The 12947-nt window shown below is 40.5% G+C and carries 8 protein-coding genes; 4 read left to right on the top strand and 4 right to left on the bottom strand.

The window, feature by feature from the left end; genetic code table 11:
* Nucleotides 1-258: 258 nt before the first annotated feature.
* Nucleotides 259-876, top strand: a complete 618-nt coding sequence (locus CDO33_RS08030) for a hypothetical protein (protein ID WP_103082425.1) — start codon at nucleotides 259-261, stop codon at nucleotides 874-876.
* Between the two features lie 286 nt (nucleotides 877-1162).
* Here the strand turns inward: CDO33_RS08030 and CDO33_RS08025 are convergent, their stop codons facing one another.
* Nucleotides 1163-3634, bottom strand: coding sequence for a sugar phosphate nucleotidyltransferase (locus CDO33_RS08025; protein WP_479690740.1), 2472 nt, complete (start codon nucleotides 3632-3634; stop codon nucleotides 1163-1165).
* Nucleotides 3635-3824: 190 nt separating this feature from the next.
* Nucleotides 3825-4703 (bottom strand): SDR family oxidoreductase, encoded by an 879-nt coding sequence (locus CDO33_RS08020; RefSeq protein ID WP_242973361.1) that lies wholly within the window; start codon nucleotides 4701-4703, stop codon nucleotides 3825-3827.
* A 375-nt stretch (nucleotides 4704-5078) separates the two neighbouring features.
* Here CDO33_RS08020 and CDO33_RS08015 point away from each other — a divergent pair, with 375 nt between their 5' ends.
* On the top strand, nucleotides 5079-6413 hold the full coding sequence (locus CDO33_RS08015) for a D-alanyl-D-alanine carboxypeptidase family protein (protein ID WP_161496565.1): 1335 nt from the start codon (nucleotides 5079-5081) through the stop codon (nucleotides 6411-6413).
* Between the two features lie 66 nt (nucleotides 6414-6479).
* Nucleotides 6480-7235: an exodeoxyribonuclease III gene (locus tag CDO33_RS08010; RefSeq protein ID WP_103082428.1), complete on the top strand. Its 756-nt coding sequence runs from the start codon at nucleotides 6480-6482 to the stop codon at nucleotides 7233-7235.
* Between the two features lie 19 nt (nucleotides 7236-7254).
* Here the strand turns inward: CDO33_RS08010 and CDO33_RS08005 are convergent, their stop codons facing one another.
* Nucleotides 7255-8976: a cell division protein ZapA gene (locus CDO33_RS08005; RefSeq protein WP_103082429.1), complete on the bottom strand. Its 1722-nt coding sequence runs from the start codon at nucleotides 8974-8976 to the stop codon at nucleotides 7255-7257.
* A gap of 27 nt (nucleotides 8977-9003) precedes the next feature.
* Entirely contained in the window at nucleotides 9004-10326 is a 1323-nt protein-coding gene (locus CDO33_RS08000) for a sialidase family protein (protein WP_161496566.1), read from the bottom strand.
* A gap of 1042 nt (nucleotides 10327-11368) precedes the next feature.
* Here CDO33_RS08000 and CDO33_RS07990 point away from each other — a divergent pair.
* The gene (locus CDO33_RS07990) at nucleotides 11369-12940 is read left to right on the top strand and encodes a hypothetical protein (protein ID WP_103082431.1); all 1572 of its coding nucleotides are present in this window, start codon (nucleotides 11369-11371) and stop codon (nucleotides 12938-12940) included.
* The last annotated feature ends 7 nt before the right edge of the window (nucleotides 12941-12947 follow it).

The raw sequence follows: 12947 nt of genomic DNA, 5'->3' as shown, positions 1-12947 counted from the left end.
TATACAGAAAGGCATGTTGAAATCACTTAAATGTTCATCTGAATTCAAGTAAGTAAAAGGATACCTTTCATTCCTGCCCTCCTTTTGTTATCTCACGTAAATTGCATCGAAGCTCTCCATCACAAGCGCTGCATTCACAGCTTTGATTATGTTTTTCCTTTCATCCGGAACCACATCCAATTTAAAACTATGGGTACGATATGTAAACAATCTATTATAAATAATCTATATGGACATAATAAAACCGAGGTGATGATTTTGAAAAACAGCAAGTTGCTTGACAAACTGCATAGAAGGGAAGTCAGTGTCTCCCTGGAAAATATATTGGACAATTCAAGGGCAGACAGCGGCGGTGACAGGGATGTCAATTTCTTGAAATTTCTCATGGACAATAAACTTCTTGTACAGGATGAAGTTTATTTAAAAAGAACCAATATCGACTTCACGGAAGAATATTATCTGGAAAGGTATAAGAAGGCTCATTTTGAATCGGTCAGGCATTTCTTCTGCCGAGCCATAATTCAGGATGAGCTGGAACGGCTGGGATTCCAAACCTACGATAACATGGACATGGGCAATATGGAGATATTGCGTTCCAACAGCAACTATGACATCGTCCTGGATGATTTAAGCGCCATAATAGATGTGGGGCTTACCCCGGCAAGGAACTTCTTCCGTGGCCTTACCGACCTGCGGGTTAAGAATTTCCTGATAACTACTTACTTTGATGATTATATGGATGACATAATCTTCTCAGTTTTCAGCCGGACCGATGATGATGCCTTCTGTGATGCGGTAAAGGACTATGTGGACGGCTTTAAGCAGTATATACCGAATCTGCAGCTTCAATCCGATGAAAGCATGTATTATCATTAGGCATAAAAAAAGTCACCAGCCTTATAAGCGGCGATGGTGACTTAGTTTTTTTATTGCAGGATAATCTTCCTTCGCTATAAATTGCTACTGATTACCTGAAGCTATTCTTATAAAAAATCCTGTATAGCCGGTTTGAGTATTCATATCACATATGGTCACATTGATCCGGCCCGGTCAGTGTTTCCTTTGAAAACGATAATTTAATACCGGCTTTGCTGAATAAATTCATCTTTTTACGGGGCAGTTAATGTCCCTGTTTTACTTTCATATTTCCTCTGATTTTGCATCAGCTCCTGCTGATTTCCCTCACCTTGTTTACATAAAGGTCACTCAATTCCTCTGCAAATTCTGCTGAGTAGCTTTCACTTATAACCTTGCATACAGGCCGTTCCGCATCCGGCAGAACCAAAACCCATCCCCGGTCCTGATGGATTTTGACGCCTTCCAGGGTCTCCACTCTGTCTTTGCCTGCCTCCTGCATAATCTGCCTTATCACTTTGCCTTTGGCATTCCAGGGGCATTCCACCTCTTTCCGGTTTATATGGAAATCCGGGATCATTTCCACCAGATCCGACAATTTGCAGTCATTTGATGCCATGAAGTCCAGTATCCGAACAAGACCGGCCATTGCATCAAAATGCATGGTGAACTGCTCCAGCATCCCTTCCTTCACTTCACTGCACAGCATCTTTGCCATTAAGTCCTGCAGTGAGGTTTTTGCCCTCAATACTTTGCCATTATGCTGTTCTGCAATCTTTTCCACTACCTGGCTTGCTGAAACAGGAACGACCACCATACCACCGTTCATCATTTTTAATAATATCAGGGACACCAGTGCAATGAACATGTCCTCGGTGACGATCCTTCCTTTGTTGTCCACCAGCATCATTTTCTCCGAATTATCCTCTATGGACACGCCAAGATCGAATTTCCTTGTCTTTATATAATTTGAAAAATATCTGACGTCAGCCGCCAGCGTGCTCTGCTTTATTGTCCTGGTATTGATGAGCTTCTGCCGGATAATTCCGACCTCACATCCCAGCTCCTTTAAAAGGGTGCTCATGGTATTGGTGATAAAGTCGGAGTTGGAAAACAGCGCCACACGAAAATTCATCTTCTGCGATTTTACGTTGTTTATGATACTGTGAAGGTAATATTTGCTGTAATCAGGAATCACTTCCACGCGCTTTATCAAGTCGCCTTCACAGCGTGAAAAATCTTCCCTTATAAAGACATTTTCTATTTTCCTCTCCAGTCCACGGTCTATATTGCTTCCGTTTTTATCGAGGAAGTCAACGAACAAACGAGCCATGTCCTCTGATGAAGTGCTTATATGGATACCTCCGTCAAATTTATAAAACCTGACGGCGGATCGGGTCATGGGCAGCAGCAGGTTTCCCAGATCATACACTTCAAGCCCGGAGGAAAGCAATCCGGAAATAAAGGAAATTTTCAGCATGTTGGCAGAATTGGATCTGTCACAGCTTATCCCCACTTTTGCTTTTCCCTTGAATACTGCACCATAGGCGGCACCAAGCTTTGAAGCATATTCCGGTGTTATGTCAACATTAATCTCTCCTGCCACACCTCTGTTGCCGAAAATAGTACGGGTAAACTTAGAACCCCATACCAGGTTCGAATTCACTTCAACACTTTCATCTATCAATTTATTGGGCCATACCTTGATGTTCGGCTTAATCACAGCATTTTCCCTTACTGTGGTATCATCGCCTATAACCGCATTCTCATAAGCCGAAGTGTTTTCCCTGAAATGAACCTTGTTGCATAGTATGCTGCCCCTAAGCTGCGCATTGGATTCCAGAATGCAGTTTTTCCATATTATGCTTCTTTTAAGGCCTGCCCTGTCCTCGACAATATTGGATTCTCCAATAACCGAATAGCTTCCTATGTGTACATTTTTCTTGATTTTCGAATTTTTTCCGATTATGCAGGGTGCTTCTATTGTCGCTGTCTCATCTATTTCCGCACCCTCGTCCACCCATATGCCTTTGCTGATCTGCTTACCGGAAATATTTACTTTTACCTTGCCGTCCAAAACATCAAAATTAGCCTGCCTATATGCCGCCAAATCCCCTATATCGCACCAGTAGCCATCGGCAATAAAGCCATACATGGGCTTGTTTTCCTTAAGCAATATGGGAAAAAGGTCTTTGCTGAAATCAAACATTTCATTTTTCTTAAAATAACTCAGCACTTCCGGTGAAAGCACATATATTCCCGTATTGGCAGTATCGCTGAATACCTCTCCCCAGCTGGGCTTCTCCAGAAAACGCACAATTCTGCCGTCATCATCCGTTACCACCACACCGTATTCCAGCGGGATATCGACCTTCTTAAGCACCAAGGTAGCCATTGAGCCTTTTTTATTATGAAAATCTATCACTTCCGACAAATCAATGTCTGTCAAGGCATCTCCACTAATTACAATAAATGTATCATCAAGAAAATCTTCCGCATTTTTTACACTGCCTGCTGTCCCCAGGGGTGTATTTTCTACATAATATCTCATATCCACCCCCAGTTCCTTACCATCATTGAAATATTCTTTAATTATATCCGGCATGTATTGAAGAGTTACGGCTATTTCAGTAAGGTTGTGTTTTTTTAAAAGTTCGATGATATGCTCCATAACAGGCTTGTTTGCAACCGGAACCATTGGCTTCGGCCTACTGCAAGTTAACGGTCTGAGTCTTGTACCTTCCCCGCCTGCCATGATAACAGCTTTCATTCTCTTCATCCTTTCATCAGTTTTCAATTCTGTACATTTTCTGTACGCTAATCAGGTATATATTGCATATTATTGCAATTATTTCAAATAATAACGCAATAACTTTGCCACCTATATAAAATTCTTTGTATTAAAAGAATTTTAATGCTATGAAATTTTTTCATAAATTGATAACAGCCTGAAAGAATGAATAAGCCAGCTAACCGATTACTATTTTTCCGCCGTTTATGTGAATTGTCTGCCCGGTCATGTAGGATGAATCGTCGGAAGCGAGATAAACATATGCTTGGGCTAGTTCTACCGGCTGACCTGCCCTGCCCATGGGAGTATTTGCACCGAACTCTGTCACCTCCTGCTCCGAAGAAGCTGAAGAAGTTATAAGGGGAGTCCAAATCGGACCCGGTGCAACGGCATTGACCCTTATATTTCTGGATGCCAGCTGCAAGGCCAGGGATCGGGTAAAGGTCGTCAAAGCCCCTTTGGTGCTGGAATAGTCCAGCAGCCTTTCATTCCCGGCGTAGGCAGTAACCGATGTAGTGTTTATTATGGATGCTCCTTCCTTTAAATAATGCATGGCAGCCTTTGTAAGATAAAAAACTCCAAATACATTGGTCCTGAATGTCCTTTCCAGCTGCTCCGCAGTGATATCCTCTATACTGTTTTGCGGATGCTGCTCAGCAGCATTGTTCACTATCACGTCGATTTTGCCAAACTCTCCGATGACTTTTTGCACCGCCTGCATGCAAAAGCGTTCATCTCCGATATCTCCGGGTATCAGCAGGCACTTTCTTCCTCTTTTTTCAATATGCATCTTAGTCTCTTCAGCATCACTGTGCTCATCCAGATAAATTATGGCAACATCGGCTCCCTCACTGGCAAAGGCTATTGAAACGGCCCTTCCGATTCCGCTGTCACCTCCTGTGATTATGGCAGTTTTCCCATGGAGCTTTACCGACGGCCTGTAGTTTGGATCTTCAAACACAGGCCGCGGATTCATCTGACTTTCTATACCCGGCTGTTTATCCTGTTTTTGAGGTGGAAATGTTTTTGGAAAACTATTGATCATGTTTATGTCCATATCCTTGTCTCCTGTCATTTAAAATTTTATGTTCAAAAATGTTTATATATTATATTATTTAAAAAGAGCGCAGTTTTTATGTCCAAATTTTTCTGAAATTTGTCAGCTATATGATCTCTCTGTCCATATGGACTACGGATGGAAGGAAACATAGAAGCTTTTTTGAAAATTTGGGAGCTAAAATGCCATTAAATCAGGAATCAGTGATTATTTAAAACAAATTGGAAATTCATAATGCAAGTTTATGTGATATAATGAAGGTTGTTAGCAATAAAACAACTTATTGCTAACCGGCAGGCCGATTTCCCGTTGGCATTTACCCTGCTCAGCAAGTCAAATGCAATAAAATATACTATGCACAGGAGAGATCAAAAGATGAAGCGAGTTTTAACTTTAGTTCTAGCAATCGTTGTTCTATTTCAGTTTAACCCGTTAATTGCAAAAGCTTCCACAGCTCCGGAGTTAAAAGCTGAAAGTGCTGTACTTATGGAAGCCAAATCAGGAAAAGTTCTATATGAAAAAGAATTACATAAGCAGATTTATCCTGCAAGCACTACTAAAATACTTACCGCCATATTAGTATTGGAAAATCTAGATCTTGATGACACTGTAACCGTAGGGGATGAGATCAAGCATATAGGATTGGATTCCAGTGCGTCGGGATTAAAAATAGGTGAAACCATGTCGGCTCGGGACCTCATGTGGGCGCTTTTGCTCCCCTCAGGCAATGATGCCGCTTATACCGCTGCTGTCACCGTAGCCAGGAAAAAATCAGGGGATGCCTCTATGGGGATTCAGGAATCATTGAGCTATTTTGCTGATATGATGAATAAAAAGGCAGCAGAGCTGGGTGCAAAGGATACTCATTTTGTCAACCCTGACGGATATCATGATGAAAACCATTATACTTCAGCTTATGACATAGCTCTGTTTTCCAGAGAAGCGATGAAGTATGACCTTTTCAATGAGATTGTTAAAACCAGGGTGCTGGAAACCACCGCTCCTGACGGGGAGCACAGGCTCTGGGTGAACAGAAATGAGCTGGTAAATCAATATGGTAAATATTACTACCAGTTTGCTACCGGTATCAAAACCGGCCATACTTCCTATTCCGGTTTTTGCCTGGCAGCTTCCGCTTCAAAAAGCGGTATGGATTTAATTGCCGTCGTCATGAAAGAACCCGATGAGGAGTCCAGGTGGCTGGATACTACAGCTTTGTTCGAATACGGGTTTAATAGCTTTAAAGAACACACATTGTTTGAAAAAGGGCAAATTTTAGGAAGCGTAAATGTCGGGAAAAAATACAGAAAGCAAGTGGTCAGCCTTGATGTATCGGCCGAAACCGGATATTCTGACATACTGCTGACAGATGATATCTCAAAAATAGAGATGACCATGCAATGGGACCCTGAGCTTCTTGCCGATACTAAAAATGGCGAAGATGAAGTTAAGCTCTTAGGTCCAATTACACAAGGCCAGGTTGTAGGTAAAGCTATCTTCACAGTGGATGGCAAAACGATAACCGAAACCAACCTTATTTCCAACGCAACAGTGATGGAGAAGGATATATTCGATACATTTCTGGCTGCTATGGAGCAGGTGTATAAAGTAAGGTATATTTTGGTCGCCATTGTCGCAGCGATTTTGATTTTGGTAATAGTCAACAAAATCAGCTCCAAAAAGGCAAAAAGCAAAAGCAGCAGATGGTGAGACCAGAAAGCATTCTTAAAAGCATTTGAATTTTTCATATTTTAGCGGATTTTAGCGGAGGACAAAATGCCAAGATTTATTTCATGGAATGTAAACGGACTTAGAGCTTGTATGGAAAAAGGCTTCCTTGATTTTTTTAATAGCGCAGATGCCGATGTTTTCTGCATACAGGAAACCAAGCTGCAGGAAGGCCAGATTCAGTTCAATCCGGAAGGATACCACCAGTATTGGAATTACGCCCAAAAAAAGGGATATTCGGGTACAGCTGTTTTCTCCCGCATTAAACCTATCTCTGTTGCTTATGGTATAAATATTGATGAACATGACCAGGAAGGGAGAGTAATTACCCTTGAGTTTGAGGAATATTATCTTGTCAATGTTTATACTCCAAACGCAAAGAGGGAGTTGGAGCGGCTGGACTACAGAATGAAATGGGAGGATGATTTCAGAAACTATCTGAAACATTTGGATGCTAAAAAGCCTGTAATAGTCTGTGGCGATTTGAACGTTGCCCATAAAGAGATAGATCTTAAAAACCCGTCATCCAACCGTAGAAATGCCGGCTTTACCGATGAGGAGAGGGGTAAATTCACCGAGCTATTGAATGCCGGGTTCATCGATACATATCGTTACTTCTATCCTGAAAAGACAGGAGCATATACCTGGTGGTCCTACATGTTTAATGCCAGAGCAAAAAATGCAGGATGGCGCATTGACTACTTTTGCGTATCTGAAAGGCTTAAGGACAAGCTTTTGGACGCGATAATACATTCTGACATATTAGGCTCGGATCATTGTCCTGTAGAGCTTGTGCTAAAATAGCACAAGCTCTACGGCTTTTTTATTTTTCATCAAAAGTCCTGATAAATTCGTTAAGCTCGTTTTCTTTGTCTTCCAGCGCAAGCTGCAGCTTTTCTATTTCAATACGGTATACTCTTTCTTTCTCCGCATATTCTTTTCTAGCCTGCTCATTAGCTGTCAGAAGATCTTCTTCTTTTTGCTTGAATAGGGATTCCAGCTCCCTTATGCTTGCCTTGTACTGCTCCTCCCTATCCAGGGCTTCTTTCGTCAATCGTTCAACCTCTTTTGCCTGCTCCTTTTCCCTTTCTTCGATTTCAGATTTTAAGTGCGCAATCTCTTCTGCCAACTCACCGGAAACCTGATTTCTCATATTAAGCTCAGCTTTAAGATTCTCATTTTCCTTCATGATAATATCCAGCTTTTGCTGTAATTCGGAATTCAAGTCGCTGTTATCTTTAAGCTCTTCAATCTTTTCCTTAAGGCTGGAGTTTTCGTCCAGCAGCTCTCGGATGCTGTCCTGCAAATCCCTTTTCGAGCTTTCACTCTCAGAAAGCAGTTTATCCTTTTCCTGCAATGCTGCCGTCAGATTTTCCATTTCAGATAGCTGTTTATCTTTTTCTTGCAGCTCTGCCCTCAGGTTGTGCACTTCCGAAAGTTGCTTATCTTTTTCCTGCAGTTCCAACCTCATGATCTCCATTTCCAACAGCTGCTCATCCTTTTCCTGCAGTTCTGCCCTCAGGTTCTCCATTTCTGATAGCTGCTTATCCTTTTCCTGCAGTGCTGTCCTCAGATTTTCCATTTCAGATAGCTGTTTATCCTTTTCCTGCAGCTCTGCCCTCAAGCTTTCCATCTCCAACAGCTGTTTATCTTTTTCTTGCAGCTCCGCTCTCAGGTTTTCCATCTCTAATAGCTGCTCTTCTTTTTCCTGCAGTTCTGCTCTCAGGTTTTCCATTTCAGATATCTGCTGATTCTTTTTCTGCAGCTCTGCTCTTAGGTTTTCCATCTCCAACAGCTGTTTATCCTTCTCCTGCAGTTCTGCCCTCAGGTTTTCCATTTCAGAGAGCTGGTTATCCTTTTCTTGAAGTGCTGTCCTCAGGTTTTCCATCTCCGAAAGCTGTTTATCCTTTTCTTGCAGCTCTGCTCTCAGGCTCTCCATTTCCGTCAGCTGTTTATCCTTTTCCTTCAGCTCTGCTTTCAAGCTTTCCACTTCTGTCTGCAGTTTTTCCTTAGTGCTTTCCAGAGCGTAATTTAAGTTTTCAATATCTTGCAGATGCTTTTGCTCTTTTTGGCTGGAGTCTTTCCTAAACCGTTCAAACTCATCAAACAATTTTTTATTTTCCGCAAGGAGCTTCTTCTCTTTCTGGGCATATTCGTCCCTCAGCTCTTCCACCTTTTTATGAAATGACTGCTCCCGGCTGCTGATGTCTGCTTTCAGGGTTTTAATCTCCGACATCAATTTCCCATATTCTCTCTCATAATGCCCCACCTGTTTTTCCCGGGATTCCAGGAGCTTTCCTTTTTCCACAAGCTCCTGCTTAAGCTTTTTCAGCTCTTCCAAATTTTTATGATACTCATCTGCAACGTTTAATGCTGCCAAAACAGCAATCATTGATGTTCCTTTATTTTTACATGACTGTGCTGCCTCGTCCATTTTTTTGTCTATGTATTGGGCAATTTCTTCCAGGTATCCCTTGGGTTCTGCTCCTACCAGAGTGTACCTGTTTCCATAAATACTAACTTCTATCTTGTTTTTAGAGTCCATTGACTATTCCCCTTTATCTGTAGTAAATCAATATTTGCTCTTTATCCAATCGAGTGTAAACTTTACAAAACGTATTTTATCATCTCTTCCTTCATATAACAAACCGATTTCATATGTTGGAAGCACGGTAAGGCATGAGTACATATAATTGCCCTCGTCAATGACTTTTGAATATGGCCAGGTCTTTCCACCGTCCTCACTCAGCCTAACGGTCCCGTTTATTCGCTGGGTTTCATGGCAGGGGTTTGCAAATATCAAGCGTTCCTTCCCATCTCCAATGTCAGGATACTTAATCACTGTGGATTGGCATATGGGGTCGGCAAAGTCATCAAAGAAGTCTACTTCTCCCCATGTTTCTCCACCGTCCCTGCTATATGCAAAGGCTGTCCTCCTTTTGCTGCTGTGATTTCTCATAAAATACAAAAGGTCTCCATTGTCAAGCTCCACCACCTGGGACTCTGTAAGTTCGGCTTCTCTGATGCTAAGCGTCCTGGAGTCCAATATGCTGCCTTCCCATACTCGTCCGTCATTGGGGGATTTGCCTCTTTTCCATGTCGTCCCATGATCGTCACTATAAATCAAGCAGCATGACATCCTTGGCTCACCGTTATCCGGGTTGTTTGAGTAATATATGGGAAATACGATTCTCCCTTTATATCTGGGTGAAGTAAGCTGTATTCCTATTCCAGGCCCTGCCCCAATAAACCTCATCCAAGGTTCTTTCACCTGAGGATTCAGTTCAATAGGTTCTGACCATGACAGCCCGTCATCCTTGCTGTAAATAGCCTGAAGGAATGAAGTTCTCGCCTCTAAAAGAGGTCCCCTGTCCAGATATATATTTCCTATTTTATCATTACCTATATAAACATTGCCACCTCTATCAACCACCATGTCCGTCTTTTTTCCGGATGCATCGAATACTTCTCCCTCTTCTCTCAGGGTATAAATGTTGCCAGATTCGTCGTACAGAAGCCTGTAACCATTGGAGTCAAAACCGGTTCCCGGACTGGAGTTCCAAAGGCCGATACCTCCCGGAGTATGGCAATATATCATCCATATGGTGCCGGTCTCCTTATCTTCCAGCATAGCAGGGTCAATAGCTGCAGATCCTTCCTTTCTTCCTCTTCCGGGATAATCCACAAGAAGCTGTATATCGCCCCAGGTCTCTCCGTTGTCAGTGCTGCGTCTTATAACTTTATCAATATTGTTTGGGTTGTCTCCGGGTTCGTCCCTCCTGGCATCGATTGCTGCTATTAGGGTTCCCTTTTTGGTTGAGATGAGTGATGGTATGCGATAATTTGCCGAACCCCCTAATCCTGGTTCAAAAACTGTTACCGGCCTGGTATCCATATTGCAGTCCTCCTTTTGCTTTTGCATTGCACCAAACCAATCATGCAGCCTCAAAAAGTGTATTAAATAATCGGTTATGATACTATTATACATCATATTATGTTATCCGCACCATCAAAAAAACATCTACCATGGCTGCTAAAGCTTCATGGTAGATTCCATTCATAAGCACATATTTTATTGAATTAATAGGTGGCGTGGATTGTAGGTATTCTTTACGGACTATATAATTAAAAAATATTCTATCAGTCACTCCATTAACTGAAAAGTAATTTAGAAAATGATGACTGTAAGAAGCGAGGAATATCACAATCGAATTTTTGAAACATACCCCTCCTTAGTTACCTTGATGTAGTTCAAGCCAATATTAGGTAACCTTGTGATTGTTCAGCGCGAAATCTTTTTAGAAGATATTATTGAAGCATTTTATACTAGTATACTTATCTAACATCTAAAGTATAGGTTATTTATGTATATACTAAGTGTAATCATTTTACTGAGTACCGGTAATATTAAAATACAGTTTTAGCAAAAATAAAACGAACATGCAAGAGGACATGTCTTTTCGACTTATGTTTTCTTAGCACACAAAAAAATCAAACTACAAGGGATCAATAATAGAAATATAAAGGAAGATTGCCTGAAAATGTTGAGTTTTCGCTGCTTTACGAAGTTCACTGATTTCATAACAGAAAGCGATGTTTCAGTATTAAAGTGTTGAAAGATAAAATGATGTTTCCGTTTTGTAAGAAATGTAATGTGTAGACAATATGTACACTTTATTTAAATAAAAGTGTTTAAGCGTAATATATTACCCAGGAATGAGCAAGTTTAAGATTGGACAGCGATAAGAAACTGCTGGTTTTTTAGAGTGTATTCTCTTTTGTATATAATTTTCCAAATATTCCCACATACTATTGGCATTCCCTTCTTTTTGTGCTATAGTAATTTTGTATATTTATGTCTCATTTTGCTTTATATGCTTTATATATTTTTAATAATATAGGTAATTTTTAAATAGCATAAGGGAGGTGTACATACTTTGACCATAACAATTTCCCCATTAGATTTATTGCTTGATGATGAGAATCCGCGTTTTGTCATATTAAATAAAAAAGAACAGGCAGATATAAGGAAGTATTTGGTTACATATGAGGATACTTGTCAGTTAGCAGTAGCAATAAATAACTACGGTGGTCTTTTACCGGGTGAACGAATCGTAGTGTTACAAAAGGGTAGTAAATATGTTGTGGTAGAAGGCAACAGAAGAACATGTTCACTCCAAATGTTGTTATCCAGGGAATTAATTCCCGATGGATTTACACATAAAATACCAACAACATCAGATAAAGTTAAAGAAAATTGCCGATTTATTGAGGTAGACGTTCTACCTAATAGAGAGGCAGCTATAGAATTGATGTCGAAACGTCATATTGAAGGAGTTAAGCAATGGAGACCAATTGCTAAAAAGCAGTTCTTTGCTTCAAATTATCAAATTGGTCGAACTGTGCAAAACTTAGCTAAAATCACAGGAATAAAAGAAAGTGAAATTAAAAGTGATATTAGAGATTACAAATTCTTTTTGCATGCATATAATAAGTACCGTGAGGGTCATCCGGATTTTTCAAGAGAAATTGTAGATCTGAAGATTGACCCATTTTTAAGGGTTTTTAAAGCAAAGTTTCATTTTCATGGAGCACTAGTCAAACCTTCTGAGATATTAAAAATTTCTTATGATAATGAACATAATACTATAAGTCAGTTAGATAGTGCTTTATTTAATCAAATTGTTCAGTTAGTGTTTGAAGAAACTATTATAACAGAAAGGATAAATACCCGTAATGTTTTAACTGATATAAATGGTATTATTCCTCTTCTTGAACTGGCTGTGCAAGAAGAACCAAATGAAATAGCAAATAAAGTCGATCCTATTCCACTTGATAATATCACCGATTCCGGCGAAAAACCTGATGATGATAGTGCAACGAGAGCTATAGCTACTGTTGTAAAAAGAGGAGCAAAAGATCCTATAGGTGAAGATGCAAGCAGTATCAAAAATTGTAGCGATAATGTAACAAGTGGTTCAACACCTGGAGGCCCTCCTCCAGGTGGACCACCTCCCAGAGCATTTTTTGAAACTATCAGTTGGGAAGGAAAATTGAAACCAGGGGACCCTTTGCATGAAGGACTGCTTTCTGCGTTACATGAACTTTATAAGCTCTCTAATATAAATTGTGGCCGCAAAAAGGCATACCAGATGTTTCCTATTGCTACTGGTATGATACTTCGTACTGTATATGAACAAGCTTTAAAATTGCGATTAAATCAAGTGAATTTATGGGGAGCTTATTGCGCAACAGTCCCACGAAAGTCCTTCCCTACTTTAAACGGAATAGAAAACTTTATTAAGTCCAGTACTTACAAGACAACTGTTCTTCCAAAGCGTGAAATGGTTGATGCATTTGATAGGGTTATCGCCGCATCTCATCGCGATTTTTTAAATGCTAATATCCATCGTCCTGAAAATATTAGAGTTTCCTCAGACACTTTAGAAGGTATAGCTTGTGGTGGAATGTTCTATTTAATTCAAAGCATTATTGATTCGTTACCGTAAGGATGTG

Source organism: Clostridium thermosuccinogenes, assembly GCF_002896855.1.
Lineage (GTDB): Bacteria > Bacillota > Clostridia > Acetivibrionales > DSM-5807 > Pseudoclostridium > Pseudoclostridium thermosuccinogenes.
This window is presented reverse-complemented; position numbering and strand designations above follow the sequence as displayed.

Coding starts and splice junctions, on each gene's coding strand:
- CDO33_RS08025 (WP_479690740.1), bottom strand. CDS start 3,634: ATGAAGAGAATGAAAGCTGTTATCATGGCAGGCGGGGAAGGTACAAGA.
- CDO33_RS08020 (WP_242973361.1), bottom strand. CDS start 4,703: ATGGACATAAACATGATCAATAGTTTTCCAAAAACATTTCCACCTCAA.
- CDO33_RS08015 (WP_161496565.1), top strand. CDS start 5,079: ATGAAGCGAGTTTTAACTTTAGTTCTAGCAATCGTTGTTCTATTTCAG.
- CDO33_RS08010 (WP_103082428.1), top strand. CDS start 6,480: ATGCCAAGATTTATTTCATGGAATGTAAACGGACTTAGAGCTTGTATG.
- CDO33_RS08005 (WP_103082429.1), bottom strand. CDS start 8,976: ATGGACTCTAAAAACAAGATAGAAGTTAGTATTTATGGAAACAGGTAC.
- CDO33_RS08000 (WP_161496566.1), bottom strand. CDS start 10,326: ATGGATACCAGGCCGGTAACAGTTTTTGAACCAGGATTAGGGGGTTCG.